The organism is Bradyrhizobium sp. Ken64 (assembly GCF_055807555.1).
In genome coordinates, this window is sequence record NZ_JBVVPA010000004.1 from 236,522 (window position 1) to 263,432 (window position 26,911).

The window sequence follows — 26,911 nt, forward strand, 5'->3', positions numbered from 1 at the left end:
CGGCGTCGAACAATGCAATCCATCCAATCCCCACCCTCCGTCGCGACCGAGTCCTTTTCCGACGCTGGCCTCGCCGTCTCTCGCCTCGAAGAAATCTACGAGCGCAACACGAAGTTCCTGCGTGACCGGTTCGAAGCTTACGTCAACGGCGAGGCGATCACGACGCGGGTGCGGGCCTTCTACCCCTTCGTCCGTGTCACCACCGCGACGCATGCGCGGCTGGATTCGCGTCTCGCCTACGGCTTCGTCGCCCGGCCGGGTGTGCACGAGACCAGCGTCACGCGGCCGGATCTGTTCCGGACCTATCTCACTGAGCAGATCGGACTGCTGATTCAGAACCACGGTGTCCCGGTCGAAATCGGCGAGTCCAGCGAACCGATCCCCGTTCACTTCGCCTATCGCCGCGACATCAACATCGAAGCCGCCATCACCACCAGCGAGAACTCGCCCGTCACACGGTCGCTGCGCGATGCGTTCGACGTGCCCGATCTGGCCACCATGGACGATGCCATCGCCGACGGCACTTTCGAGCTTCAGCCCGGCGCGCCCGAGCCGCTGTCGCTGTTTCGGGCAGCTCGTGTCGACTACTCGCTGCGCCGGCTCTACCACTACACGGGCACGGATCCAGAGCATTTCCAGAACTTCGTGATCTTCACCAACTACCAGTTCTACGTCGACGCTTTCGCGCAGCTCTGCCAGCAGCGGCTTCAGGCTGGCGAGGCCGGCCTCGATGCCTTCGTCGCTCCGGGCAACGTGATCACGCGCAGCGGCGGCACGACGACGGGCGTTGCGCCCGCGCGCGCACCGCAGATGCCAGCGTTCCATCTGGTCGCGCCGGGTTATCGCGGCATTACCCTGATCAACATCGGCACCGGTCCGTCGAACGCGCGCAACGTCACCGACCATGTTGCCGTGCTGCGGCCCCATGCCTGGCTGATGCTTGGCCATTGCGCGGGCCTGCGCAACACGCAGCGGCTCGGCGACTATGTGCTCGCCCATGGCTATGTGCGCGAGGACCACGTGCTCGATCGTGAATTGCCGCTGTGGGTGCCGATCCCGGCGCTCGCGGAGATGCAGGTGGCGCTCGAGGAGGCGGTCGAGGACGTCACCGGGCTCGAAGGTTTCGAGCTCAAGCGCCTGATGCGCACCGGCACCGTCGCGAGCGTCGACAACCGCAATTGGGAGATTAGCGGGCCCGATGTCATTCGCCGCTTGTCGCAATCGCGCGCGGTTGCGCTCGACATGGAATCGGCCGCGATTGCCGCCAACGGCTACCGCTTTCGCGTCCCCTACGGCACGCTGCTGTGCGTCTCCGACAAGCCTCTGCACGGCGAGATCAAGCTCGCAGGCATGGCCAGCGAATTCTACCGCCGCCGCGTCGGCCAGCATCTCGAGATCGGCTTGAAGGCGCTGGAACGGCTCAAGCAGCAGGAATCCGAGCGGCTGCACTCGAGAAAGCTCCGCAGTTTCGCCGAAGTTGCGTTCCAGTAGGCGAAGGGTCGCCTTTGCTGCTGACAAGCAGCGGGATTTTCGGCATTTTCGGCGCGGGGGTCGACCGGGACGACTTGATGCCACTCATGCGCGACAGGATCATTGGCCATGATCTCGAACGGCTCGCCTTTCGCTTCACCATGCTGAACGACGGCGAGGTCGTGCAATGCCAGATCAGCGACGCCGCGATGGATGAGCTTGCGGGCATGCAGGGCACCGAAAGCAGCGCGCGGCAGGCCCAGTTCTTGTCGCTACGCGAGACCATCGAGCGGCTCGCCTCAGACCTCTACGACGAGGCGCCGCGGGTCAGGGGTCATGTGGTGCGGATCTTTACGCGACATTTGCAGCGGTAGTTCCGCTCCAGCCTCCGCAATCGTGCTCCGGGGCAGTTCATCGGGTGGTCGAGATCTGGTCTTGCTGGCTTACCTTCCCGCTGCCAGCCATTTCGATGAGCGTCATTCCTCTAAAGCATTCGCTAACCAAGCAAGCTTTTCGCGGCAATCTTAAGACCTGCGAAACCAGACGTTATACGACTATGAATTGATGACCCGTAGAGATTAGGTCACGAAAATGGAGCCTCACGAGTGATCGCGTGACAAAGGACCTTGTTGAAATCGACGCGATCCGCGGGCCCGGTCATGACGTCAACCCGGACAAGACGCCGCCAAACAGTTGGCGGCTCGCAATTGCCGTAGCGATCGGATGCGGACTCGTGGGCCTTGCGCTCCGCTACTTTGCCCGGAAGCACGCGACCGACGACGCCATTCAGCATCTGATCCCCTGGTATGTCTTTGCGCGCGATCACGGTGTCGCCGGGCTGGCCGAGGCCTTTACCAACTACACGCCGTTCTACAGCTATCTCCTGCTGATTGCCGCCCGATTTGATTGGCTAGGCGAGCCACTTTCCCATGTGAAAGCGATCTCGGCAGTGTTCGAGTTGGGCTGCGCGACCGTTGTGGCCCAGATCGTCTGGCGAGCGACAAGGCTACCATTGCGCGCCTCCCTGGCCTTCTGCGCTATCTGGCTTGCACCGACGGTGATCTTCAACGGCGCAATGTGGGCGGAGAGTGATTCGATCTGGACCTTCTTTACGTTGGTTTCCGTGGCGCTGTTCATGCGTGACCGAAATGGCGTTGCGTCATTTGCGATGGCCTTTTCGGTGAAGGCTCAGGGCGTGTTCCTGGGACCCTTCGTGCTCGGCATGATTCTGCGCCGCAGGATCTACCTGGCATGGCTCGCCACCGTTCCCGGGATCTATCTGGTTCTCGCCATTCCGGTTGTCGTCGCCGGCAGATCCTTGGCGTCCGTGCTCGCGGTCTATTTGGACCAAGCCCATACATTCGGTCGCCTCACCATGAACGCAGCGAACATCTGGGTGTTGGCCGGGGGTATGCCGTACGCGATCGGAGTTGCCGTCGGCATGGTGCTCGCGGCGGCGAGCGGGCTCGCCTTGTCGATCTTCATCGCGCGCTCTCGACGGACGGGGCCGGAGTTTATTCTGCTCGCCGCGTGTGTATCGCTGATGCTCATGCCGTATCTGCTCCCGAAGATGCACGAGCGGTACTTCTACGCATTCGAGCTTGCGTCCATCGCCCTGGCCTGCCTCAATCCGCGCTATTTGCCCTTCGCGGTAATTGCTCAGGTTGATGGCGTGTTATCCTATCTCGCGTTCGAAGCCGGAATCGTCCTGGGCGTGCTGCCGGCGGCACTCTGCAACACCTTCCTCGTGTACTACCTCGTGCTTGATCTTTGGCGCGGCGAACGAGGATTTCGCTTTCCGAGGCTTGTCTGGCTCGGCTTCATCGTGTCGACCGCGGGATTGTTCTCGTATCTGGTCTTCGAAGGGCCCGGTTTGAGCGTATCGCCCCTGTACCTGCTCGCCACGGGTCTCGTCACAGCTGCGGCGCTGCTGCTCCTGAAACAGTCGCGTTGCGATTTGGCCGGTCCGGACCAGTTGCCTCAATCCTGAGCGTCCCGCTTCATCCAGCCATCAGCTGTCAAACATGATCACGCTGCGCAGCGTCTTGCCGGCTTTCATGTTGGCAAAGCCTTCGTTGATCTCGGAGAGCTTCAGCTTGGCCGAGATCCAGTCTTCCAGGTGCAGCCGGCCGCGCAGATAGAAATCCACCAGCCGCGGCATGTCGACGCGAAAATGGTTCGAGCCCATCGATGAGCCCTGGATCCTGCGTTCGCGCAGGAAATCGAAGCCATGCAGCTCGATTTTCTGGCCGAACGGAATCATGCCCACGATGGTGGCCGTGCCACCCGAAGCGAGCATGCCGAAGGCCTGCTCGGCGGTCTCCTTGCGGCCGAGTACCTCGAAGGAATGATGCACGCCGCCATTGGTGAGATCGCGCACCTGCTTCACGACGTCGCCGTCTGCGGGGTTGATGATATCGGTGGCGCCCAGCTTGGTCGCGAGCTGGAGCTTGGCCGGATTGGTGTCGATGGCAATGATGCGACCGGCGCCCGCGATCTGCGCGCCGTTGATCGCAGCCATGCCGACACCGCCGCACCCGATCACGGCCACGGTCTCGCCGGCCGTCACCTTGGCCGTGTTCACGACCGCGCCGTAGCCGGTGATGACGCCGCAGCCGATCAGCGCCGCGAGATCGAGCGGCATCTCCTTGCGGATTTTGACGATCGCGTTTTCGTGCACGAGCATCTGCTCGGCGAACGACGACAGGTTGAGAAACTGATGCAGCTTCTCGGAGCGGGCCCATTGCATCCGGTTGGAAGCCCCGGGCAGCAATTTCACCGTGGTGTCGGTGCAGAGCACCGTGCGGCCCGTGGTGCAATTGTCGCAGGTGCCGCAGAACACCGAAAGACAGGTGACGACATGATCGCCGGGCTTCACATAGGTCACGTCGGAGCCGACCTGCTCGACGACACCGGCGGACTCGTGCCCGAGCACCGCGGGCAGCGGATGCGGATAAAGGCCTTCCATGAAGTGCAGATCGGAGTGGCAGAGACCTGCGACCGAGGTCCGGATCAGGACCTCGCGCGGGCCGGGCTTCGGCAGGCTGACATCCTCGATGACCAGGGGCTTGTTGACTTCATGGAGGACGGCGGCCTTCATCGAGCACTCCCTATCGCTTTTTTGCTTTGAACGCGGGTGCAGCCTACGCTGCCAGGACCAGTTCGCCAACCTCGCTCATGCCGGCATCACGATCGCCGAGCAGCAGCGCGGCGATCTTCTGCTGCGCGGCATTTTCCGTCAGCCGGAACGGATCGCTCGGCAACACCCGGTGATCGATGACCAGCCGCGACAACAACAGCCTTCGCGCATCGCCGCGCATGTCGTGAATACGATGCGCCTCCCAAGCGAGCGCGACGGCGCTGGCGACATGATAGAGCAGGCTCGTGGCGCGGCGCGCATCGGCCTCGTTGTCGGCCTTTCCCGCGACCTCGCGTGCGAAGCCGACCGCGCGGTTGGTGAGGGTGTGTAGCCGGTCGCGCCAGGCCTGCGGCACCGAGGGGCTGTCATCGAGGCGGGCGTGCAGATCGGCGGCGAGCGCGGATTCGGCGCCGTGGCGGCCGACCGCGCGCCTCAGCGCATCGATCGCGACGATGTTGCCGGTGCCTTCCCAGACCGAACCGAGATGCGCGTCGCGGAGCAGGCGGGCGGTCGCGAATTCCTCGATATAGCCGATGCCGCCGCGCATCTCGATCGCATCGCCGCAGACCTTTCGCGCATCGCGGGTGGCGCGGAATTTCAAGGTCGGCGTCAGGATGCGCAGCAGTGCGGCCGCATCCTGGCTGCCGGCCTCGGCGCGGTCGAGCGCGTCCGCAGTGAGAAAGCTCATCGACAACGCCTGCTCGACCGGCAACATGATCTTCAGCATCTGGCGCCGGCCCAGCGGCAGGTCGATGATGCGGTTGCCGAACACCACGCGGTTTTTCGCCACCGTCATCGCGTCATGGTAGGCCCGCCGCATCAGTGCGGTGGATTTGACGCCATTTGAAAGCCGCGACGAGTTCACCATCTCGGCCATCTGCACGAAGCCGCGGTCGAGCTTGCCGACCGCGTAGGCGATCGCGCCTTCGAGCTTGATTTCACCCGAGGCCATCGAGCGCGTGCCGAGCTTGTCCTTCAGACGCACGATCCGGTAGTGGTTCTGCGAACCGTCGTCGAGGAAGCGCGGCATCAGAAACAGACCGACGCCGCGCGTGCCGGGGCCGGCGCCTTCGGGGCGCGCCAGCAGCATAACGACTTTTGCGTCGGCGTTGGAGCAGAACCATTTTTCGCCGGAGAGGCGCCAATGGTCGCCGTCCTGCACCGCCGTCGTCGTCAGCGTGCCGACGTCGGAGCCGCCTTCCTTCTCGGTCATGAACTGGCCGCCTTGCGTCAGCTTGCTCATGTCGGTCTGGGTCAGGCCGTCGAGATATTTCGCCTTCAGCGCGTCGCTGCCGAAATTCGCGAGCAGCTTGGCGCAGCCATCGGTGACGTTGATCGGGCAACCCATGCCGAATTCGGTCTGGTTGAACAGGAAGGTGAAGGCGTGCTTGGCGACGACGGGATATTTGTCCGGCCAGCCCATGATGCCCTTGCGGATCGAGAGCGCGTGGATGCCGAACTCGCCGAAGGCCGCGTTCTCCAATTCGCGATAGGCGGGATGGTATTCGATCCACTGCACGTCGCGGCCGAACTTGTCGCGCTGGTGCAGCACCGGGGTGTGCCGGTCGGCGAGCCGCGCGCAGTCGTCGAGATGTCCGCCGGCGAGTTCACCCAGGCGATCGAGATGCGGCTCGATGTGACGGAATAGCGTCTCCGGCAGATGAATGCGCAGGAGATCGGTGAGGGCTTGGTCGGCGCGGTAGAAATTCATGCCGGTGGTGTCGGGAGCCAGCAGTCCGGATGGTGCGGCCGCGACCTGTTTTGCCTCCGCGGGGGCCGGCTTGTGCATGATCGTCCTCTTCGTTTCCGCCTTGCGGTCATTTTGCGCCGATTTGGCGCTTGCCGCTTGAGATGATGTCGATCATGCTCCAGTCGCGAAAGCGGATAAAGCCGCAAATTGTCAGGGAGGCATGATCGCCGTGAGGGAGCAATTGGCCCTGCGGAATTGTGATCGTCCCGGGTGGTTGTCCGCGCGGACCGTGCATAGATCAGCGGCTTCCCGTCTTCGAGAGATCACGTCATGGAACACCCCAAATACAAAATTGCCCTCATCGTCGGCGCCGGCGAAGGCCTGAGCGCCTCGCTGGCGCGGCTGTTGTCCGCCCAGGGCATCCGCGTCGCACTGGCCGCGCGAAAAATCGAGAAGCTTGGCGCGCTCTGCAGCGAGACCGGCGCCAAGGCCTATGCCTGCAACGCCACCGAGCCTGAGGAGGTCGAGCGCCTGTTCGGCCTGGTCGAACGCGAGATCGGCACGCCCGATTTGGTCGTCTACAACGCCAGCGGCCGGGCGCGCGGGCCGTTCGTCGATCTCGTTCCGGCCGACGTGGCGAACGCCATTGCGGTCAGCGCCTATGGCGGCTTCCTGGTGGCGCAGCAAGCGGCCAGGCGCATGCTGCCGAACCAGCACGGCGCGATCCTGTTCACCGGCGCTTCGGCAAGCGTCAAGGGCTATGCGCAGTCCGCGCCGTTCGCGATGGGCAAGTTCGCACTGCGCGGGCTGGCGCAGAGCATGGCGCGCGAATTGTCGCCGCAAGGCATCCATGTCGCGCATTTCGTGATCGATGGCGGCATCAGGAGCGCAGCGCGCACGGAAGCGCCGGAGAAGCCGGATTCGATGCTCGATCCCGATGCCATTGCGGAGAGCTACTGGAACGTGCTGCAGCAGCCGCGCAGCGCCTGGAGCTGGGAGCTGGAGCTGCGGCCCTGGGTGGAGAAGTTTTGAGGCGATAAATTCACAACGACCGTCATTGCGAGCGAAGCGAAGCAATCCAGAAATGCCTCCACTGAAAAAGGCTGGATTGCTTCGTCGCTTCGCTCCTCGCAATGACGAAACAGAGGGAGCGGCATGACCACGGAAACCATCATCGATACCGGCACCAGTGAACTCCTCTGCGTGATCCGCGATCGCGTCGCTTTGATCACGCTGAACCGGCCTGAGGCGCGCAACTCGCTGTCGGACGCGCTGACCCCGGCGCTACGTACGAAGATCCGCACCTGCGGCGAGAACCCCGATGTCGGCGCGCTGCTGATCACCGGCGCGGGCGAAGCGTTCTGCGCCGGCGGCAACGTCAAGGGCATGGGCGCGCATCGCGACCCGAAGAAGCTGGAGATGTCGCTGGAAGATCGCATCGCCGATCTCCAGGAGCGGCAGCGACTGCTCACCGGCGCGCTGGTGTCGGTGCGCAAGCCGACCATCGCCGCGCTGCCGGGGCCGGCGGTCGGCGCGGGGCTCGCCATCGCCATGGCCTGCGACATCCGCATCGCCGCGCAATCGGCCTTCGTGGCCACCGGCTATGCGCGCATTGCGCTCAGCGGCGATTATGGCATCGCGTGGCTGTTGACGCGCCTCGTCGGCACCGCGCGGGCGCGCGAGCTGCTGTTCACCGGCGATCGGGTCGATGCCGTCAGGTGCGAGGCCATCGGCCTCGTCAATCGCGTGGTGCCCGACGACAAATTACAGGCCGAGGCCTTTGCACTGGCGAAGTCCCTGGCCGAGGGTCCGCGCCTTGCGCTGCGCTACATGAAGGACAATCTCGACGAGGCCCTGCTGTTCGATTTCGAGACCGCGCGCGACCACGAAGCCGAACGTCTGGTGCGCCTGACCACGACCGCCGATCACAAGGAAGCGGTGCAGGCCTTCATCGAGAAACGCAAGGCGGTGTTCACGGGGAAGTAGGGACCTGTAGCCCGGATGGAGCGAAGCGAAATCCGGGACGCTTCAACTGCGGCCCGAATCCCGGATTGCGCTTCGCTCCATCCGGGCTACGAAGAATAAAAAAGAACCCGGCTCGTTTGACCAGAGCCGGGTTCGAGTGGTGTCAGGCCGAGGCTGAGGGGCTATCGGCCTGACGGGAAAGGGCGACGAGGCGCCAGCTCGCGCAGGGAATGTCTTTCGGTGCGACCGAGATCTCCTTGTCGAAGCGCACCAGCTTCCAGTCGTCCGGATGATTGACGAAGGCGAAGCTCGATTTGCGCGCGAGCGAGATCATGGCCGCGTTGGAGCGCAGCGTGTCGCCGAACATGTGGTCGGCGCCAAGCGCGGCGGCGCGGCATTCGAGATTTTTCATGAGCACGGTGGCGATGCCGTGGCCCTGCCAGCGGTCGGCAACCGACAGGCCGAATTCAAGCGTCGCGGTTTCGGCATGCAGCGCGTAGCGCGCTTCGGCGACGATGGTCTCGAAGCCGTCGACCATCATGGTCGCGACCACGGTAAAACGTTCGCGCTCGCCGACCTGGAGGAATTCGTGCAGCAGGCCCTGCGGCAGTTCGCTGATCGCCCCGAAGAAGCGGTTGTAGCGGGAGCGGGTCGAGAGCGAGCGAAAATAGTGCTGGAGCTCCTCGGTGTCGCGCGGCTCCACGAAACGAACGCCCAGCGCCTCGCCCTGTCGGGTGCGCAGCGTGTCCGAATATTGCTTCAGATCTTCCGGGCGAAGGATGCTCATGACACGCGCCCCAAGGGGACCAAAGGGAAAAGGGACCGCCGGCGCCCCACAGTCAGGCGGCGCCGGCCTGGCGGCCAATCAGGCCCGCCAGAAGGGTTTGTCGGCCTCGTAGGCCACATCGCTCCAGGACAGCCCGACGTCCTGAAGGTCACGCGCGGACCAGTTGGTAAGCTCCCGGCGGCTCCGGTAGCGCTCGTGCCAGACGTGAAGGGTCTCGCCGATCTGGTGGATCAGGCCGGGCGCATGATGATTTGTCATCGAATTCTGGGTCAAAGTAGACATTTTCAGCTCCTTGAGCTAACTTGACCGCTAATATCTGCCTGCTGATGCGCTGCGACAAACGACAATTTGTACTCTTTCGCATGAAATAACGTCATGTATCCTGCTGCCAGATGACTGCCAGATTGCCCTCCCTGAACGGATTGCGGGCCTTTGAGGCCGCCGCGCGCCATCTGAGTTTCACGCTGGCCGCGTCCGAGCTGAACGTGACCCAGACCGCGATCAGCCATCAGATCCGCAGGCTCGAAGAGGAACTCGGCATCCGCCTGTTCGTCCGGCAGAACCGTGCGCTGGCATTGACGGCCGAGGCGCGCGACTATTTGCCGGGCGTCCGTGCCGCCTTCAACGACCTCCGCCTCGCCACCGACCGGCTACTGCGCAAGGACGACGACAAGGTGCTGACGGTCTCGACGCTGGCTTCGCTTGCCGCAAAATGGCTGCTGCCGCGGCTGACCGATTTCCAGGAGCACCATCCCGGCATCGACGTCCGCATCACCACCTCGACCGGCCTGGTCGACTTCCAGCGCGACAATGTCGATGCCGCGATCCGCTACGGCCGCGGCCAATGGCCGGGTCTGCGCGCCGACTGGCTGATGGCGGACGAGCTGTTTCCGGTCTGCAGCCCGTCTCTCTTGCGCGGTGACAAGCCGTTGCGCTGTCCCGAGGATCTCAAGAGCCACATGCTGCTGCACACCTCCAACGCCAACAGCGACGACTGGCGGCTGTGGTTGACGGCGGCGGGTCTGCCGGCCGACATCGCCAGGCAGCCCGGCATCACCTTCGACATGATCTTCATGACCATCCAGGCCGCGATCGACGGCATCGGCGTGGCGATGGGGCGGACCTCCTACGTCCAGGACGACATCGCCAAGGGGCGACTCGTGGTCCCCTTCAAGATCGCGCTGCCGGCCGATGCCGGCTTCTACCTGGTCGCGCCGGAGGGTCGCCGCGAGGCGCCGAAGCTCGCCGCATTCCGCGACTGGATGATCGCTGCAACGCAGAATAAAGCCTGAGATCGTGCCGGCGCATGTCAGCGCCACCTGCTTCTCGCTACAGGTCCACCACGACGTAATCGCTCTCGACTTTCACCGCAATCGTCTCGGCAACGTAGGGCCCCTTCACCACGCTCGCACCCGGCTCGACATGGGCCGGGTAGGCCTTCACCCGGAAGCGACGGGGGTCGCAATAGGACTGGCCGGTTCGGATGTCGAACTCCCAGCCATGCCAGGGGCAGCGAATGATCTCGCCGAGCTTGGTGTATTCGATCTCGCCCGGATCCGTCGATTGCGCGAGCCCGATCAGCGGTCCCTCGCACAGCGCCGCGCCCTGATGCGGGCAGCGGTTCATCAGGCCGAAATATTCACCCTTGATGTTGAAGATTGCGATGGGCCGTCCGTCGATCTCCATAAATTTTCGCGTGCCGGGCGGAAGCTCATCGACCGCGGCAATCACATGCCGCGCCATCAACCGATCCCGTAGAGCTTCTTCGCATTGCCCAGATAGAAGGCCTCGCGGTCATCGTCGCTGACGCCCGCGGGCAGCACACGCGACGGCTCGTCGTAATCCCAATGCGGGTAGTCGGTCGCGAACAGCAGCCGGTCCCAGCCGATCCATTTGATGACGTCGAACAGATCCTCGCGCCGCTCCGGATCCTCCATCGGCTGCGTCGTCCACCACACCTGCTCGCGGATATATTCGGACGGCGGCCGTTTGACATGCGGCACCTCGCTGCGCAGCCGCTGCCAGACCTTGTCGAGCCGCCACGCCAGCGACGGTGCCCAGCCGAAGCCGGCCTCGATCATCACCATCTTTAACTTCGGGAAGCGCTCGAACACGCCCTCCAGCACGAGGCTCGCGAGCGCCGATTGCTGGCACTGCGAATGGCCGACCATCTCCTCGATGTAATAGGAGGGCCAGCCCGACGGCGTGATCGGGTTGCCGCCGAAGCCGAAGGCGTGGACGCCGACGGGAAGGCCGGCCTCTTCCGCGGCCTGATAGATCGGCCAGTAGCGACGCTGGCCGAGCGGCTCGACATTGCGGCTGAGCAGCAGCACCTGCACGAAATTCTTGTCGCCGGCGCGCTCGCGGATTTCGGCTGCGGCCGACAGCCCGTCCTCATTGCCGACGACGATGGACGCCTTCAGCCGCTTGTCCTTGCTGGTCCATTTGTCGATCTGCCAGTCGTTGATCGCCGAGCACAAGGCGGCCGAAAGCTCGTGGTTGCGGATGCCTTGCCCGGTGTTGAGCGGATTGAGCACGCCGAGCTGCACGTTGTTGGGATCGAGCAGTTGCTTCTGCATGAAGGACAGCGAGGAGCCCTGCGGCCCGCCTTCCGGCGGATAGGCGTCGCGGCGCGAGGCGTTGGGCTGGGCCTTCGGATAGGGCGGACCTTCCATCATGCCCTGATAGGCATGGACGCCGTAGACCTCGAGATGATGCTGCCAGCGTTTGGCGAGGTAAGGATAGAGCTCGGCGCGGGTCGCGCGTGCCGGATGGATGTCGCAGTCCGCGATCGCGGTTTTGACGGCCAGGGGGGAAGCGGCTTCGGAGCTTTCGCGGAACTGAATATTCATCGCCTTGCCTCCTTTGGCAGCGGCTAAGTCAGGCGGGGATAGGTCGCATGCGGATTATCGATCATGATCTTGCGCACGAGATCGGGGGTGAGACCTGCGGGCAGCGCCTCCTGGCCATCGAACTGCCAGTGCGGATAGTCGGTGGAGAATAGGACCAATTCGTCCGACTGCATATGATCAAACAGGCGAATTAATGTCGCCTCGTCGGGCGGCGCATCGAATGGCTGTAACGAGAAGCGGATGTTGCTGCGCACAATCTCCAGCGGCGCGCGATCAACCCACGGCGTCTCCATCCGCACCCCACGCCAGAACTTGTGCAGGCGCCACAGAAAGGGGGAGATCCAGGACACTCCGGACTCCAGCATCACCATCTTCAGCAGCGGATATTTGGCGAACACGCCCTCGACGATCAGGCTGGTGAGCTGGGTCTGGAACGCCTGGGCCTGACCGGCATAATCCTCGATGTGGTAGGAACCCCAGCCCACGGCGGTCGGCGGATTGTGATAGGCGGAACCCGCATGAATGCCGATCGGCAGGTCCAGCCGTTCCGCCGCCTCGTAGATCGGCCAGAGCGCGCGCTTGCCGAGCGGCGTATCGCCCATCACCAGCATCAGCACCTGCACGAAGCGGCGGTCGGTCGCACAGCGCTCGATCTCGGCGACCGCCTTCTCGACGCTTTGGGTGGGGATCACGATCGAGCCGCGCAGCCGCTGATCGCGATCGAGCCATTCCTTCACGAGCCAGTCATTCAGTGCGCGGCAGAACGCGGCCTGCAGATCCTCGGAAAACACCATCTGCACGCCATAGAGCGGATTGCAGATGGCATGGGAGAGCTGAAAGGGATCGAGCACATGGCGCTGCATGTCCGCAAGGCTCTCGCCCGGCTTGCCGCTTTCGGGGCGCCAATCGGGCCGCGCCGCGATCGGCGAGTTCTGCGGGTAGGATTGCGAGATGAGATCGACCATGCCGCGCGTCGTCACCTGATCGCGCCAATAGTCGTTCAGGTACGGCAGCAGGCTGGTCAGATGCGGCACGGCCGGATGCACATCGCAATCCACCCCGCCGGCGATCAGGGACGCCATGACGTCTCCCTTTTACGTTTCCTCTTGCGGTTTGCGCAGCGCTTGCCCGCGCTGTCTTGCGCCTGCCATTGAAGCAGGCCTGCCCGTCGTCCGCAACTCGGCCAACGGCGCTGCCATATGCTAGGAAGGCACAGCTCGGTTGCGAGGATCAGAGGTACAGGACATGAAAGAGCTCGTCGGCATTGCGGAACAGGTCGCAGCGAAATTGATCGCGCGCAAACAGACCATTGCCGTGGCGGAATCCTCGACCGGCGGCCTGATCTCGGCCAGCCTTCTCGCGGTGCCCGGCGCGTCGGCCTATTTCCTCGGCGGCGCCGTGGTCTACACCCGCGATGCCAGGCGCGTGCTGATGGATATTTCGGACGAAGGAATGAAGGGCTTTCGTTCTTCGTCGGAGCCCTACGCTCAATTGCTGGCCGAGCGGATGCGCAGCCGCTTCAATTGCGATTGGGGTCTGTCCGAGACCGGCGCCGCCGGTCCCACTGGTAATCGCTATGGCGATGCGGCGGGCCACAGCTGCATGGCGGTCGCCGGGCCCGCAGTCGAGGTGATGACGCTGGAGACGGGCGGCAACGATCGCTTCGCCAATATGCAGATGTTTGCAACGACAGCGCTGAAATTGCTGCTGAAGAATCTGGAGCGGTGACCTCGCGGCGTGCGAAGCATCGCGCCAGATCCAGTAGTTGTTTTGCCCGTCATTGCGAGCGAAGCGAAGCAATCCAGACTGTTGCCGCGGGCGGATTTCTGGAATCTTCGTCGCAAGTGCTCCTCGCAATGACGCGAAGGACTAGTCATTGAATAGGGGCGGCGGCACGAACCCGCCGAACTCGCGTTCGATCAGCTCGGCGAGCTTCAGCGGTGTGCGGTCCTCGAGGAAGGGCCCGATGATTTGCACGCCGACCGGCAGGCCGTCCTTCGACAGGCCGAGCGGAACGGCCGTTGCCGGCAGGCCGGGAAGCGTCGCAAGGCCGGGCCAGGCGAGCTGATCCGAATATGGATAGTCCTTGCCGTCGATGCTGATGAGTCGCAGGTCCTGCTGCGGCGAATGGTCATGCGGAAAGGCCGGCGTCGGCAGGATCGGGCAGATCACCGCGTCGAAGCTTTTGAACAGCGCGCGCCATTGCGCGCGCAGGCCAGCTCGGGCGCCAGCGTCGAGTACCCAGGCGCGGTGGCTCGCGGTGATGCCGCGCAGCCGCTCCGCACTGAGGCTGCGATCCTCGGGCGCAAGCTGACTCGCCCGGGTCTGTGAATCCGCAAACTCCTCCGGCGGGAAGAATGCGCCGAGAAAGCTCAGCAGCATGCGCATGTAGAGCCGCGACGTCTCCGCGAAGTCCACGAACTGGACGCTCTCGCGGGCGATCGTCACGCTGGCCTTCGACAGATCGGTGGCGAGCCTATCGATCGCGCCACGGACGTCCCGGTCGGTTGGCAGCAGCGGGTGGCTGTCGATCATCAGGACACGAAAGTCCCGCAATGATTGATGCCGCGCAACGGGCAAGTCGAGCTTGTAGGCGACACCGGCGTCCAGCGGGTCCGGTCCGGCCATGACGTCGAGCAGCAAGGACAGATCTGCTGCCGTGCGTGCCATCGGACCGATGACGGCGAGGTCGCCCTCGCGCGGAATTGCTGGAAACGGCGGCGGGGTCTCGCCGCGCGCGGGGCAGAGATTGATGGTCGGCTTGTGGGCGAAGATGCCGCAATGAAAAGCGGGCACACGCAGGGAGCCTCCGATGTCGGAGCCGGTCGCGAGCGCGCAATAGCCCGCGGCGAGGGCTGCCGACGATCCTCCGGAGGATCCACCCGGTGTGCGGCCGAGATCATAGGGGTTGTTCGTGGTGCCATAGATGTCGTTGTAGCTCTGCCAGTCGCCCAGTCCCACCGGCACGTTAGTCTTGCCGAGGATGACCCCGCCGGCCTGCCTGATACGCGTGACCGCCAGGGCGTCCTCAGCGGGCTTGAAATCCTTCTGCGGCACGAATCCCCAGGTCGTCGGCAGGCCGGCGATGTTGAAGGATTCCTTGATCGTCATCGGCAGGCCGAGCAGCGGCTTGCGCTCGCCGCGCGCCAATGCGGCGTCCGCCTCGCCCGCGGCGCCCAGCGCACGGTCGAAATCCCGCACACAGATCGCGTTGACCTTGCCGTCGTGCCGTTCGATGCGGTCGATCGCATCCTGCGTGAGCTCGACCGACGAGACCTTCTTCGCGGTCAACGCGGCCGACAGCTCGACCGCGCTCTTGAAGCTCCATTCGGATTTGGCCATGGCGCATCTCCTGTTCTTATTGTCGAACGATGATGCGCAGTTTGGCCCAGCATCGCAACCGCCGCTTGATCGCGATTGATGTGTGAGCAAGGCGGAACGCGGCGAGCCAAGCAACCACTCGCAGTCATCGCCCGGCTTGACCGGGCGATCCAGTATTCCAGCGGGGCCGATCGGACACGGAGAGGCCGCGGCGTACTGGATGCCCGCCTTCGCGGGGCATGACACCGAGAGTGAGGGCCTACGCGGCTCCGATCAATATCCCCACCGCCAGCACGATCGCGCCGCCGAGCACGATCTGGAACACGGCCTGAAGGAACGGCGTATCCATGTAGCGCGCGCGGATGAAGGCGATTGCCCACAATTCGAAGAACACGACAATTCCGGCGATTCCGGTCGCGATCCAGAATGCGTTGGCCCAGCGATCGGGCACGAGATAGGGCAGGGTGTGCCCAAGCCCGCCGAGCGTCGTCATCAAGCCGCAGGTGAGACCGCGCAGCCAGGGCGAACCGCGACCGGTCAGCGAACCGTCGTCCGACAGCGCCTCCGCAAAACCCATGCTGATGCCGGCGCCGATCGAGGCGGCGAGGCCAACCAGAAACGTTTGCCAGTTCTGATGCGTGGCGAAGGCAGCCGCAAACAGCGGCGCCAGCGTCGAAACCGAGCCGTCCATCAGGCCGGCGAGACCTGGCTGCACATACTGCAACACGAACATGCGCCGGTTGGTGCGGTCTTCCTCGGCGCGCACGTCTGAACTCAGGATCTGGTCCGTCAGCTTCGCCGCCACCTCTTCGTGGCCTTTCTCGGCTTCGGCCAGATCGCCGAGCAGGCGGCGCACGCCGACATCCTGCGCCTGCTCGGCGGCCTTCACGTAAAAGCGCTCGGCCTGCAATTCCATTGTCTCGACTTCCCTGCGGACGGTGTCGAGCGGCAGGTTTTTGGTGAGCCAGACCGGACGACGGCGCAGGAATCCTTTAACGTCCTCGCGGCGGATCGGGGGCAAATGCGGACCGAAGCGCTGCTCGTACATTTCCAGCAGCATGTGACGATGGCCGCGCTCTTCCTCGGCCATCTGCTCGAAGATCTTGGCGGAGTCGGGATAGCGCTCCTTCAGGTCCTCGGCGAAGCTCATATAGATGCGGCTGTCCTCCTCCTCGGAGGAGATCGCGACCGCAAGCACCTCGCGCTCGGTGAGATCGGCAAAATTCTTCACGGCGGCCCTGTCTGATTAGTTTAGAATAATTCTAAACTATATAGGGCGCCGAAGTTCCCGGGTCAAATCACGCCGCGGCTCTTCGCCAGGAAATCGAGCAGCAGGCGGCTCACCTCGGCCGGCTGCTCCTGCTGCACCCAGTGACCGGCGCCGTCGACAAGGTGGCAGCCGAGCAGCTTCATACAGGTTCGCGCCTGCATGGCCTCGAACACGCCGGGACGCTGATAGGTGCCCCAATCCTGCTTGCCCGAGATGAAGCAGGAGGGGACGTCGATATTGCGGCCGGCCAACAATTGGAGCTGGCTGTTGAATGCACCCGATGTGCCGCAGCGATACCATTGCAGGCCGCCCTGGAATCCGGTGCGGCCATATTCGGCGCTGTAGTAGGCGAGCTCGCGATCGGGCAGCCATTGGTTGGCGGCGATCGCGGCCGGCGAGGGCATCTCTTTCGCGACCGTCTCGGCCATGGTCTCGTTCAGGTCCATCACATAATAGGTCGGCAGCTTCGCCAACTCGTTCGCCGACCACGATTTCAGCGGATATGGCTTGTTGTCGGTCCAGTCCGCGCTCTTGTGATGATAATAGGCGCGCAGGAAATCATGCACGCCCTGGGGTGCGCGGTGCATATCGGCATTGGCCGGGCGTGTCGCATAGTACCATTGATAATGTTTGCGCGGACGCGGTAAGGCGGCGAGCTCGCGATGCACGGGGTCTTCGGCCGGTGGCTTTGCCGGTGTGTCGATCGTGTTGAACGGCAGCGGCGGCGCTCCGCCGAACGGCGCGCTCATCATCGCCACCGAACGAAACACGTCAGGCCGCATCAGCGCGCACCAGGCGGCGACCGGACTGCCGAAATCATGTCCGACCACATCGACCTGCCTGTAGCCGAACGCCGACACCAGCCCGAGCGCATCCCGCACCAGGTTGAAGAGCGAAAACGGCGCGAGGTCGCCGTCGTACTCCGCGCTCCATCCCGTCGTCCGGCCATAGCCGCGCTGGTCCGGTGCGATCACGTGATAGCCGGCCGAGCTGAGCGCCGGCATCACCTTGCGCCAGGAGAAGGCGAGCTCGGGAAAGCCGTGCAGCAGCAGGATGCAGGGCCGCCCCTTGGTCTCGAAGCCGGCCTCCAGCACGTGCATGCGCAGGCCGTTGATGTCGTCGACATAGCGTGAGCGAATGCCGGCGGGGAGCGGGATCTCGGGGAGCGCTGTCATCGTGTCTCTCCACTCGGTGGAATCGCTACACCGCCGCGCAGACGAAGCCGCTGCCCTTGCGCCGGATCTTCCCCACCGACGGCGAGGGGAAATGCGCGGTGCAGCACAGCGTGTCGGTGTCGCAATAGCGTTCCAGGAAGCTGCGGCGCGTCGTTGCCGCCTTGGCCTGATCGAGGTCGAACTTGACCGACAACTCCGGATAGAGCGTCTGGATCGGCGAGTGCATGAGGTCGCCGGAGAACACGGCGTCGTCCTTGCCGTGGCCCATCGTGATGGCGATATGGCCCGGCGTGTGGCCCGGCGTCGGCAGAATACGAACGTGATCGCCGATTTGGTGATCGTTGCCGACGAGTTCGTGGCGCTTGGCCTCGACCACCGGCAGCACGCTGTCGGCGAAGGGCGGCACCTCCGCCTTCGCGTTCTGCTCGGTCCAGTGGTCGAATTCCTGCTTGGCGAAGACGTAGCGCGCTTTCGGGAAGGTCGGCACCCAGCGGCCGTTCTCCAGCCGCGTGTTCCAGCCGACGTGATCGACATGCAGATGCGTGCACATCACGAAATCGATGTCGTTGACTGAGAAACCTGCGGCGGCGAGCCCGCTCAGATAGGTGTCGTCGGTCTTCATGTTCCATTTCGGACGCTGCGGCCGCGGCTTGTCGTTGCCGATGCAGCTGTCGACCAGAATGGTGTGATGCGGCGTCTTGATCACATAGGACTGGAAGCACAGCATCAATGTGTCGCCGTCATCCAGGGCTTTCGCCTCCCTCATCCACGCCCGGTTCTCGGCCAGCAGCTCCGGTGTCAGCCCCGGCAACATCTCCAGTGCCGGCACGAACGAGGTTTCCTGCTCGATGATGCGATGGATGGTGAGATCGCCGACCGCGTATTTCAAACTCATGAGAACTCCGAAGAGTTAAGCCGCGGGCGGCACCGAGATCTTCACCGAGGGCCGCTCCAGCATCTTCTGGTGGAAGGCGTCGAGCTTCGGATAGGCCTTGCGCCAGCCGCAATCGGCGAAGCGGAAGTCGGCATAGCCGAGCACGCAGACGAGGCCGATCTGCGAGATGTCGAACGGGCCGCTCAGCACTTCAGGCATGTTCTCGAAGCGCGCCATGCCGGTCCAGGCCCGGTTCCAATGGTCGTCCGACCACGCCTGCCATTGCAGGCCCTGCGGCCGCACCATCTTCTCGTAGCGGCACAGCAGCATGGAATCGAGCATGCCGTTGATCAGGGCATGATTGGTCTTGGCCTTCCAGCGCCGCGGACCGTAGTCGGGGATCAGGCTGCCGCCGGCCATCTCGTTGAGGTATTCGACGATGACGTAGGAGTCCAGGATGACATCGCCGTCATTGGTGATCAGCACCGGCAGCTTCTTCAGCGGCGTGATCTTCGAATAGTCCTCATTGGCCGTGCCGGGCGCGACGGCTGCCGGCGTGAACTCGATCTTGTCGATCAGCCCGAGCTCGATCGCGGCGATGCGCACCTTGCGGGCAAAGGGCGAGGCGGGGGAGAAGGTGAGCTTCATGGGAAATAACCTTTATCCAGACACACAGTCCTCATCCTGAGGAGCGCGCCGCTTGGCGTGCGTCTCGAAGGATGGCAACGGGAGGCGCTCTCTCGTCACCCGGCGTGAACGTCGGGCGACCGTGATCTTGGCACATCCTTCGAGACGCGCGCGTTGCGCGCTCCTCAGGATGAGGGCCGCGGCTTACGCCGCGACGATCTCCTGGCGCTGCTCGCCGAGACCCTCGATGCCGAGCGTGATGATGTCGCCGACATTGAGGAAGGTCGGCGGCTTCATGCCGAGGCCGACGCCGGGCGGGGTGCCCGTCGTGATGATGTCGCCCGGCAGCAGCGTCATGAACTGCGAGACATAGGAAATGCACTTGGCCATCGAGAAGATCATGGTTTTGGTCGAGCCGGTCTGACGGCGCTGGCCGTTGACGTCGAGCCACATCGGCAGGTTCTGCACGTCCTTGATCTCGTCCTTGGTGGCAAGCCAGGGGCCGAGCGGGCCGAACGTGTCGTGCGACTTGCCCTTGGTCCACTGACCCAGGCGCTCGATCTGGAAGGCGCGCTCGGAGACGTCGTTGCAGACGCAGTAACCGGCGACATGGTTGAGCGCGTCGGCTTCCGAGACGTATTTTGCGCGCGTGCCGATGATCGCGGCGATCTCGACTTCCCAGTCCAGCTTGGTCGAGCCGCGCGGCTTCTCGACGGCGTCGTTCGGGCCGGACAGCGAGGTGTTGGCCTTCATGAAAATGATCGGCTCGCTCGGGATCTCCGCGCCGGTCTCCTTGGCGTGGTCGCTGTAGTTGAGGCCGATCGCCACGAATTTCGACATGCCGGTGACGGGGGCGCCGAACCGCGGCTTGCCGGAGACGGCGGGCAGCGAGGCGGGATCGAGCGCCGCCAGCTTCTTCAGGCTCTCGGGCGAATAGGCCTCGCCGGTCAGGTCCTTCACATGCGCCGACAGGTCGCGCAACTGGCCGGATTTGTCGATCAGGCCGGGCTTTTCCGCACCCTTCTCGCCATAACGAACAAGCTTCATTCTCGTTTCTCCCTGGAATGGACCGATCGGTTAAACAGCTTCATGGAACAGGGCGGCGGGAAATTCAACCGCTCAAAGAGGGCGCATTGCAGCCCTCTCGATTCGGGAGGTTCGTCCGGGGCACGAGACTTAGGCCAGCGCCTCGAACCTGAATGCGTCCCCGTCCCGCCTGATATGCCCGGCCGAAAAATGCCCGCCGATCACCAACGTCGGGGTGTCGGCAAACCGGCCGAACAATTCGCGCCGCGTCGTCGCCGATTGACTTTGGTCGGAATCCGCGGTCGAGGACCAGCCGAGATGCGCCATCTGGCAGGGATGATGGGCGACGTCGCCCGTCAGCAGTCCCTGCTCGCCGTCCGACTGGACCAGAATGCTCATATGCCCGGGGCTGTGGCCGGGGGTCGGGATCATGCTGATCTCGTCGCTGAGCCGGTGATCGCTCGGGATCAACTCGGTCCGGCCGGCATCGACAATCGGCTTCACGGAATCGCCAAACACGGCCTGCTTGTCCGGCTCGGTGGAGTGGTCGCGCCAATGCTCATACTCGGTCTTGCCGAACACATAGCGCGCGTTGGGGAAGGTCGGCACCCATTTGCCGTCGACCCATTTCGTGTTCCAGCCGACATGGTCGACATGAAGATGCGTGCACAGCACGGTATCGATGCTCTCGGGCGGAAAGCCCGCCGCAATCATCGTCTCCAGGAATGGCGTGGTGCGATTGTTCCAGGTCGGCACGTTGCGGCCCTGCTTGTCGTTGCCAAGCCCGGTATCGACCACGATGCGGCGCGTCGGCGTCTCCACCACCAGCGAATGGATCGACATTTTCAGCCGGCCCTCTTCGGTGGCGAAATGCGGGATCAGCCAAGGCAGTTTCTGGATTTCTGCATTGCTCGCCAAGGGTAGAATGAAGCGGGTCGAGCCGACCGTCTCCAATTCCACGACCTTGGTTATTTTGACCCTGCCGACCTTCCACTGCATCCGGCGCATCCTCATGTTCTTGCTTTGGCGGGGAACATGCGCAGTTTCGCCGTCAGGCGCAATGGATCATCTGACGCGGTGCGGCGTTATCGCGGGAACCCAGGGAAAGACAAAGGGCCAGCCATGCCAGAGCTTGCGATTTCCGCGGAGAAGGTCGCCTTCATCATCGAAAAGGCGCGTGAATTCGACGTCAAGCAGGCGGATTCCGATCCGGATTCCGGCTCGAACGCGACCGATGACGATGCGGTCGACGTCCTCGAGGATGACGGCTCCGATCCGGTCGTCAACGAACTCGGAAGTTTTATCGTGGCCATGAACGAGGACGAGCAGATCGATCTGGTCACACTGACCTGGCTCGGCCGCGGCGACGGCACGATCGATGATTGGGACGATCTGCGCGCACGCGCCGTGGAGGCGCGCGCCGAGTATCGCAGTCCCCGGCGCGAGACGGCGCATTATCTGCTCGGTGAGCCGATGCTGGGCGACCTGCTCGCCGACGGGCTCGATGAATTCGGCGTCGACTGGACCGACGGAAACCCAGTCGCCGATTCATCCAGTCCGAGCCAGCGGGATGAAGACGAGCCCACCAAGCAGCGGTGATCCCGGCCGATATCAGCGCGCGCAGTCGACGACCACGGTGCCGAGCTTGTCGCCTTTCTCGACGGCGACATGGGCCTGCGCCGTCTCCGACAGCGGAAACTGCGCCGCGACATTGTGGATTCGCGGCCCCGCCGCCAGCCATTTCGAGATGTCGGCCTGCGCCGCCGCAAGCAACGCGGGCGGCAGCGCGAACAAGACGAGCGAGCGGAGCGTGATGCACTTCTCCATCAGCTCGCGCATCGGCACGGTCGGCGTGCGGTTGCCGTTCGTGGCGTAGACCGCGATTGTCGAATTCATGGCCATCAACTTCAGGGTCGTCGCGATGTTGCCGCCGAAATCGACATCGACCAAGTGGTCGAGCCCGCGTCCGCCGGTGAAGGCCATGGCCTTGGCAACGACATCTTCGTCCCTGTAATTGACCACGAGATCGGCACCGGCCTGTCGCGCCTGCTCGCCTTTCATCGCCGAGCTGACGGTCGCGGTCACCTGCGCGCCGCCCCATTTCGCGAGTTGCACGGCGTAATGCCCGACTGCGCCCGCGCCGCCGGTGACCAGCACGGTCTTGCCCACGATCGGTCCGTCCGCGAACAGGGAGCACCACGCCGTCATTGCGGGAATGCCCAGCGTCGCGCCTTCCGCAAAAGAGAGATTGTCGGGCAACGGCGTCACCAGATGCTCGGCAAGCGCGATATGTTCGGCCGCGGTGCCAAAGGCGCGGCCGTTGCGCTGGCCGTTGAACAGCCAGACCCTGTCGCCGATCTTGAACCGCGTCGCGCCATCGCCGATCTGGTCGATAAACCCCGCGCCATCGCTGTTCGGAATGACGCGCGAAAATTCCTTGGCGCGATAGCTGCCCCCGCGCCGGCCGACATCGGCCGGATTGACGCCGGAGGCTTCCAGGCGAATACGAACTTCGCCTGGACCTGCGACCGGCGTCGCCATCTCACCATAGGTGAGGACGTCCGCCGCCGGTCCTGTCTCCTCGTACCAGACCGCCCTCACAGCGTTCCCGGGAAGGCACCGCCATCGAGCAGGAGGTTCTGCCCGGTGATGAAGCCCGCCTTGGCGCCGCACAGGAAGGCGCAGGCGTAGCCGAACTCCTCGGGATCGCCGAAGCGGCCCGCGGGATTGAGCTTGGCGCGCTCGGCCAGAACCTGGTCCGGCGTGATGCCGCGCTTCTCGGATTCCCCCTTCGCGGTGCTGCGCAGGCGGTCGGTCTCGAACGGGCCCGGCAGCAGGCCGTTGATGGTGACGTTGTTGATCACGGTCTTGCGCGACAGGCCGGCGATGAAGCCGGTGAGGCCGGCGCGCGCGCCGTTGGAGAGGCCGAGGATGTCGATCGGCGCCTTCACCGCGGCCGAGGTGATGTTGACGATGCGGCCGAACTTGCGCGCCATCATGCCGTCCACCGTCGATTTGATCAGCTCGATCGGGGTCAGCATGTTGGCGTCGATCGCCTTGATCCAGTCGTCGCGGGTCCAGTTGCGGAAATCGCCGGGCGGAGGTCCGCCGGCATTGTTGATCAGGATATCCGGCTCGGGGCAGGCCTTGAGCACGGCCTCGCGGCCCGCCGGCGTCGTGATGTCGCCGACGATCTCGGTCACGGTCACATCAGGATAGGCCTTGCGAATGTCGTCGGCCGTCTTCTTCAGGGCCTCGGCGCCGCGCGCGGTCAGCGTGACGTGTACGCCGGCCTCGGCCAGCGAGATGGCGCAGGCGCGTCCGAGGCCTTTGCTGGATGCGCAGACGATGGCGCGGCGGCCTTTGATCCCAAGATCCACTGTTTCACTCCCGTAATGTCATGCAGGTTTTTAAGAAGCCGCCATTCTAGCCAACCTTGGCACCGCTGATAAGGGATTGGCTCGCATCAAAATGCATGCGCACTTGCCCGGCGATGCAAATGCGCCTCATCAGATGCGCCGCTCCTGCTTGAGACGGTCGATCGCGGAGGCCGCCTCCGGCGGCAGCGACTTGAAGCCCATCCGGCCCACCGTCGAGAACAGCGGCCGCAGATGCGAGCCGGCGAGGAACGGCGGCTGCCGGTTGGCCGGCACGATCTGGTCGAACACCAGCACCAGGGTGGTGGCGACGAGGCCGACCCTGATGGCGCCGAGGGCTGCGCCGCCGAGCCGGTCGCCGATGCCGGCCTGCCGTATCGTGTCGCTCAGCGCCAGGCGGCCGAGATATCCAAACAGCATGCCGACCACCACGAAGATTCCGAAGAACCAGATCCAGTTCTGCAGCAGCGGCGCATTCGGATTGCCCGCGACCTGCGGGACGATCAGCGGCATCAGCGCAACCGCGATCGGGGCGGCGAGGAGATAGGCCAGGATCGTCATGGCGCTGCCGAGCAGGCCGGTCCTGAAACCGAAGCCGATCGCGATTGCGAGCGCCGCATAGACGGCGAGATCGAAACTGTTCATGCGCGGGAGCCTGCCATGGAACGAGTGAACGCAGAACCGATCATTCCGGTTTCAGATCGTTAAAATCGTCTGTATTGATGGCGCCAAAGCTCAGGGAAAGCGCCCAAGGAAAGCGTCAAGGAAAACGTCATGTCAGACCTATTCGATGTCAGTCAGGAAACCATCCTCGTCACGGGTGCGAGCCAGGGGCTGGGGCGGCAATTTGCCCGGGTGTTGGCGGCGCATGGCGCGGCCGTCGCGCTCGCGGCGCGGCAGACCGACAAGCTGAAGAGCCTGGAAGACGAGATCCGCGGCAAGGGCGGCCGTGCCGCCGCCGTCGCGCTCGACGTCACCGACACCGCATCGATTGCGAGGGCCGTCGATGAAGCGGAAGCCGCGCTCGGCCCGGTCACGGTGCTGATCAACAATGCCGGCATCGCCATCGAAAAGCTCGCGACCGAGCAGACCGAGGCCGATTGGGACGCGGTGATCGGCGCCAATCTCAAGGGCGCCTATTTCCTCGCGACCGAGATCGCGCGCCGCATGATCGCGCGCAAGCAGGACGGCAACATCGTCAACATCGCCTCCGTGCTCGGCACCGGCGTGCTGAAGGCGGTGTCGCCTTACGCGATCTCCAAGGCCGGCATCATCCAGGCGACCAAAGCGATGGCGCTGGAGCTCGCGGGGCAGAACATCCGCATTAACGCGCTGGCACCCGGCTATATCGACACCGAGATGAACCACGCGTTCTGGTCGACGCCGCCGGGCGAGCGCCTGACCAAGCGCATTCCGCAGCGCCGCATCGGCGCCGAATCCGATCTCGACGGCGCGATCCTGCTGCTGGCCTCGAAGGCCTCGCGGTACATGACGGGAAGCGTGGTGACGGTGGACGGCGGATTCTTGCTGAATTGATTACCGTCGTCCCGGACAAGCGAGTTCACTCAGGCGTCGTCCCGGACAAGCGCAGCGAAGCGGAGCGCAGATCCGGGACCCATAACCACAGGGAGCAGTTTGGCGAAGACTCGTGGTTACCATCTCGTGCCACGACTACTCCCTGGGGTAATGGGTCCCGGCCTTCGCCGGGACGACAATGGAGCAAGAGTGTGCTTCAATTCGCCCGCATCTCCGCCCTGATCATGTCCGCCGCCTTCTCTCCGATCATGATGGTCGGGGCATTGGTGTTGCCGCCGATCAGCGTCGGCATGATCGAGGCGTCGACGACGCGCAGGCCCTCGACGCCGTGCACCTTCAGCGCCGGATCGACCACGGCCATCGCATCGGTGCCCATCTTGCAGGTGCCGACGGGGTGATAGACGGTGTCGACACGCGCGCGCAGGATGGCGCGGATATCGTCGTCCGTTCTCACATCGGACGTGAACATGTCCTTCTTCTGCAACGCGCGCATCGCGGGCGTCTCCATCAGCCGTCGCGTGGTCTTGAAGCCCGCGACCATCGTCTCGAGATCCTCCGCCTCGCCCAGAAAATTCGGGTCGATCAGCGGCGCTGCCAGCGGGTCTGCGCTTTTCAGCCAGACGCTGCCACGGCTCTTCGGTCGCAACAGGCAGACATGGCATGAGAAGCCCGCCTCCTTGTGCTTCTTGCGGCCGTGATCGTCGAGCATCGCGATGATGAAGTGCAGCTGGATGTCGGGCACATCGAGGTCGGATCGGGTCTTCAGGAAGCCGCCACACTCGGCGAAATTGGTGGTCATCAGGCCGCGCCGCTCCCGGCGGTATCGCTGGATGGCGCGGAGCAGGGATGGCAGCCGGCCGAGCGATGAGTGGACGAAGTGCGGATAGTCGGAGGCGTAGACGAACACGAAATCCGGATGATCCTGCAGATTGCGTCCGACGCCCGGCAAATGATGCACGACGCCGATCCCGTGCGCGGCAAGCGCCTCGCCGTCGCCGATGCCCGACAGCATCAAAAGCTGCGGTGACTGGAAGGCCCCGGAGGCGAGGATCACCTCGCGGCGGGCGCGCAGCTGCTTTGTCTGCTTGCCCTGGATGTATTCGATGCCGACGGCGCGCCCGCCTTCGAACAGGATGCGCGTGGCATGCGCTCCCGTCTCGACGCGCAGATTCGCGCGCTTGTCCATGTGCGGATTCACATAGGCGCGCGCCGCGCTCCAGCGCTCGCCATTGTGCTGGGTTACCTGGTAGCTGCCGAGCCCTTCATGGTCGTCTTCATTGAAGTCCTCGCGGATGCGGAACTGCGCCTCGCGGGCGGCCTGATGGAAGACGTCATGGATCGGATTGTCCGAGCGTAGCCTGTTGACATGCAGCGGGCCGCCCTTGCCATGATACGCGCCGTCGAAATCTGCGTTGTTCTCGGAAGCCTTGAAATAGGGCAGCACGTCCGCGTACGACCAGCCGGCATTGCCGAGCGAGGCCCAGTGGTCGTAGTCCCATTTGTTGCCGCGGATGTAGACCATGGCATTGATCGCCGAGGATCCGCCGAGCCCCTTGCCGCGCGGTTGATAGCCGATACGGCCGTTCAATCCCTTCTGCGGCACGGTATCGAAGCCCCAGTTCGCGGCCTTGTATGGCAAGGCGAGCCCGAACGGCGTGGTGATCCGCCAATTGTCGTTCCGTCCGCCGGCATCGAGCAGCGCCACGGATGTCCCCGCATCCTCCGACAGCCGCCCCGCCACCGCGCAGCCGCCGGAGCCCGCGCCCACGACGACGAAATCAAATGTGTCAGTCACTTGTGTT

General features: G+C 64.1%; 27 protein-coding genes. 9 read left to right on the forward strand and 18 right to left on the reverse strand.

The genetic code is table 11. From position 1 onward, the window contains the following. Positions 1-12 precede the first annotated feature (12 nt). The 3 genes from AC0L2F_RS09255 (at position 13) to AC0L2F_RS09265 (ending at position 3,460) form a co-directional block, all read left to right on the forward strand. On the forward strand, positions 13-1,491 hold the full coding sequence (locus tag AC0L2F_RS09255; protein WP_473248184.1) for an AMP nucleosidase: 1,479 nt from the start codon (positions 13-15) through the stop codon (positions 1,489-1,491). Between the two features lie 77 nt (positions 1,492-1,568). Continuing rightward, positions 1,569-1,844, forward strand: coding sequence for a DUF1488 family protein (locus AC0L2F_RS09260; RefSeq protein WP_026233404.1), 276 nt, complete (start codon positions 1,569-1,571; stop codon positions 1,842-1,844). Between the two features lie 239 nt (positions 1,845-2,083). Further along, a complete protein-coding gene (locus tag AC0L2F_RS09265) occupies positions 2,084-3,460 on the forward strand; it encodes a hypothetical protein (protein ID WP_473248185.1) in 1,377 nt (458 codons plus the stop codon). Positions 3,461-3,481: 21 nt separating this feature from the next. Here AC0L2F_RS09265 and AC0L2F_RS09270 read toward each other — a convergent pair whose 3' ends face one another. After that, positions 3,482-4,570, reverse strand: a complete 1,089-nt coding sequence (locus AC0L2F_RS09270; RefSeq protein ID WP_027570101.1) for a Zn-dependent alcohol dehydrogenase — start codon at positions 4,568-4,570, stop codon at positions 3,482-3,484. A 43-nt stretch (positions 4,571-4,613) separates the two neighbouring features. Next, the gene (locus AC0L2F_RS09275; RefSeq protein ID WP_473248186.1) at positions 4,614-6,398 is read right to left on the reverse strand and encodes an acyl-CoA dehydrogenase family protein; all 1,785 of its coding nucleotides are present in this window, start codon (positions 6,396-6,398) and stop codon (positions 4,614-4,616) included. 231 nt (positions 6,399-6,629) lie between these two features. Between AC0L2F_RS09275 and AC0L2F_RS09280 the strand changes: the two genes are divergently transcribed. Beyond that, positions 6,630-7,331, forward strand: a complete 702-nt coding sequence (locus tag AC0L2F_RS09280; protein ID WP_473248187.1) for an SDR family NAD(P)-dependent oxidoreductase — start codon at positions 6,630-6,632, stop codon at positions 7,329-7,331. A gap of 123 nt (positions 7,332-7,454) precedes the next feature. Then, on the forward strand, positions 7,455-8,285 hold the full coding sequence (locus tag AC0L2F_RS09285; RefSeq protein WP_473248188.1) for an enoyl-CoA hydratase: 831 nt from the start codon (positions 7,455-7,457) through the stop codon (positions 8,283-8,285). Between the two features lie 142 nt (positions 8,286-8,427). On the opposite strand, the gene AC0L2F_RS09290 is transcribed toward AC0L2F_RS09285, so the two are convergent. Together AC0L2F_RS09290 and AC0L2F_RS09295 are read right to left on the reverse strand one after the other, a co-directional pair. Further along, positions 8,428-9,051: a GNAT family N-acetyltransferase gene (locus AC0L2F_RS09290; RefSeq protein WP_063994607.1), complete on the reverse strand. Its 624-nt coding sequence runs from the start codon at positions 9,049-9,051 to the stop codon at positions 8,428-8,430. A gap of 78 nt (positions 9,052-9,129) precedes the next feature. Beyond that, positions 9,130-9,333, reverse strand: coding sequence for a DUF1127 domain-containing protein (locus tag AC0L2F_RS09295; RefSeq protein ID WP_473248189.1), 204 nt, complete (start codon positions 9,331-9,333; stop codon positions 9,130-9,132). A 110-nt stretch (positions 9,334-9,443) separates the two neighbouring features. Here AC0L2F_RS09295 and AC0L2F_RS09300 point away from each other — a divergent pair, with 110 nt between their 5' ends. After that, entirely contained in the window at positions 9,444-10,343 is a 900-nt protein-coding gene (locus tag AC0L2F_RS09300) for a transcriptional regulator GcvA (protein WP_473248190.1), read from the forward strand. Between the two features lie 37 nt (positions 10,344-10,380). Here the strand turns inward: AC0L2F_RS09300 and AC0L2F_RS09305 are convergent, their stop codons facing one another. The 3 genes from AC0L2F_RS09305 to AC0L2F_RS09315 are packed head-to-tail and all read right to left on the reverse strand — an operon-like array spanning position 10,381 to position 12,985. Then, positions 10,381-10,794: a Rieske (2Fe-2S) protein gene (locus AC0L2F_RS09305; RefSeq protein WP_473248191.1), complete on the reverse strand. Its 414-nt coding sequence runs from the start codon at positions 10,792-10,794 to the stop codon at positions 10,381-10,383. Next, the gene (locus AC0L2F_RS09310; protein ID WP_473248192.1) at positions 10,794-11,903 is read right to left on the reverse strand and encodes an amidohydrolase family protein; all 1,110 of its coding nucleotides are present in this window, start codon (positions 11,901-11,903) and stop codon (positions 10,794-10,796) included. Before AC0L2F_RS09310 ends, AC0L2F_RS09305 begins: the two co-directional genes overlap by 1 nt. Before the next feature lie 23 nt (positions 11,904-11,926). Further along, complete coding sequence (locus AC0L2F_RS09315; protein ID WP_063994609.1) at positions 11,927-12,985, reverse strand: amidohydrolase family protein; 1,059 nt, start codon at positions 12,983-12,985, stop codon at positions 11,927-11,929. Positions 12,986-13,148: 163 nt separating this feature from the next. On the opposite strand from AC0L2F_RS09315, the gene AC0L2F_RS09320 reads away from it, so the two are divergent. Continuing rightward, entirely contained in the window at positions 13,149-13,631 is a 483-nt protein-coding gene (locus tag AC0L2F_RS09320; RefSeq protein WP_473248193.1) for a CinA family protein, read from the forward strand. 141 nt (positions 13,632-13,772) lie between these two features. Here AC0L2F_RS09320 and AC0L2F_RS09325 read toward each other — a convergent pair whose 3' ends face one another. From AC0L2F_RS09325 to AC0L2F_RS09355, 7 genes are all read right to left on the reverse strand, one after another. Beyond that, positions 13,773-15,245 carry an amidase gene (locus AC0L2F_RS09325; RefSeq protein ID WP_473248194.1) on the reverse strand — a complete coding sequence of 491 codons (1,473 nt, stop codon included), beginning with the start codon at positions 15,243-15,245 and terminating at the stop codon, positions 13,773-13,775. Between the two features lie 238 nt (positions 15,246-15,483). After that, positions 15,484-16,455, reverse strand: a complete 972-nt coding sequence (gene mbfA, locus AC0L2F_RS09330; RefSeq protein WP_007605213.1) for an iron exporter MbfA — start codon at positions 16,453-16,455, stop codon at positions 15,484-15,486. A gap of 62 nt (positions 16,456-16,517) precedes the next feature. Further along, positions 16,518-17,669 carry an alpha/beta hydrolase gene (locus tag AC0L2F_RS09335; protein ID WP_473248195.1) on the reverse strand — a complete coding sequence of 384 codons (1,152 nt, stop codon included), beginning with the start codon at positions 17,667-17,669 and terminating at the stop codon, positions 16,518-16,520. A 25-nt stretch (positions 17,670-17,694) separates the two neighbouring features. Next, entirely contained in the window at positions 17,695-18,564 is an 870-nt protein-coding gene (locus AC0L2F_RS09340; RefSeq protein WP_473248196.1) for an MBL fold metallo-hydrolase, read from the reverse strand. Positions 18,565-18,579: 15 nt separating this feature from the next. Beyond that, positions 18,580-19,191 (reverse strand): glutathione S-transferase family protein, encoded by a 612-nt coding sequence (locus AC0L2F_RS09345; protein ID WP_007605217.1) that lies wholly within the window; start codon positions 19,189-19,191, stop codon positions 18,580-18,582. 183 nt (positions 19,192-19,374) lie between these two features. Further along, the gene (locus AC0L2F_RS09350) at positions 19,375-20,217 is read right to left on the reverse strand and encodes a fumarylacetoacetate hydrolase family protein (RefSeq protein WP_063994615.1); all 843 of its coding nucleotides are present in this window, start codon (positions 20,215-20,217) and stop codon (positions 19,375-19,377) included. Positions 20,218-20,346: 129 nt separating this feature from the next. Further along, positions 20,347-21,195, reverse strand: a complete 849-nt coding sequence (locus AC0L2F_RS09355; protein ID WP_473248197.1) for an MBL fold metallo-hydrolase — start codon at positions 21,193-21,195, stop codon at positions 20,347-20,349. A gap of 123 nt (positions 21,196-21,318) precedes the next feature. Between AC0L2F_RS09355 and AC0L2F_RS09360 the strand changes: the two genes are divergently transcribed. Beyond that, positions 21,319-21,795 (forward strand): DUF3775 domain-containing protein, encoded by a 477-nt coding sequence (locus AC0L2F_RS09360; RefSeq protein WP_473248198.1) that lies wholly within the window; start codon positions 21,319-21,321, stop codon positions 21,793-21,795. Positions 21,796-21,807: 12 nt separating this feature from the next. Here AC0L2F_RS09360 and AC0L2F_RS09365 read toward each other — a convergent pair whose 3' ends face one another. From AC0L2F_RS09365 to AC0L2F_RS09375, 3 genes are all read right to left on the reverse strand, one after another. After that, complete coding sequence (locus tag AC0L2F_RS09365; RefSeq protein WP_473248199.1) at positions 21,808-22,797, reverse strand: NADPH:quinone reductase; 990 nt, start codon at positions 22,795-22,797, stop codon at positions 21,808-21,810. Next, positions 22,794-23,576, reverse strand: a complete 783-nt coding sequence (locus tag AC0L2F_RS09370) for an SDR family oxidoreductase (protein ID WP_007605221.1) — start codon at positions 23,574-23,576, stop codon at positions 22,794-22,796. The genes AC0L2F_RS09365 and AC0L2F_RS09370 overlap by 4 nt, the downstream gene beginning before the upstream one ends. A gap of 129 nt (positions 23,577-23,705) precedes the next feature. Then, complete coding sequence (locus tag AC0L2F_RS09375) at positions 23,706-24,218, reverse strand: CvpA family protein (RefSeq protein WP_063994619.1); 513 nt, start codon at positions 24,216-24,218, stop codon at positions 23,706-23,708. Between the two features lie 129 nt (positions 24,219-24,347). Between AC0L2F_RS09375 and AC0L2F_RS09380 the strand changes: the two genes are divergently transcribed. After that, positions 24,348-25,109, forward strand: a complete 762-nt coding sequence (locus AC0L2F_RS09380) for an SDR family NAD(P)-dependent oxidoreductase (RefSeq protein ID WP_473248200.1) — start codon at positions 24,348-24,350, stop codon at positions 25,107-25,109. 196 nt (positions 25,110-25,305) lie between these two features. Here the strand turns inward: AC0L2F_RS09380 and AC0L2F_RS09385 are convergent, their stop codons facing one another. Continuing rightward, positions 25,306-26,904, reverse strand: a complete 1,599-nt coding sequence (locus AC0L2F_RS09385) for a GMC family oxidoreductase (RefSeq protein WP_473248201.1) — start codon at positions 26,902-26,904, stop codon at positions 25,306-25,308. Between the last annotated feature and the right edge of the window lie 7 nt (positions 26,905-26,911).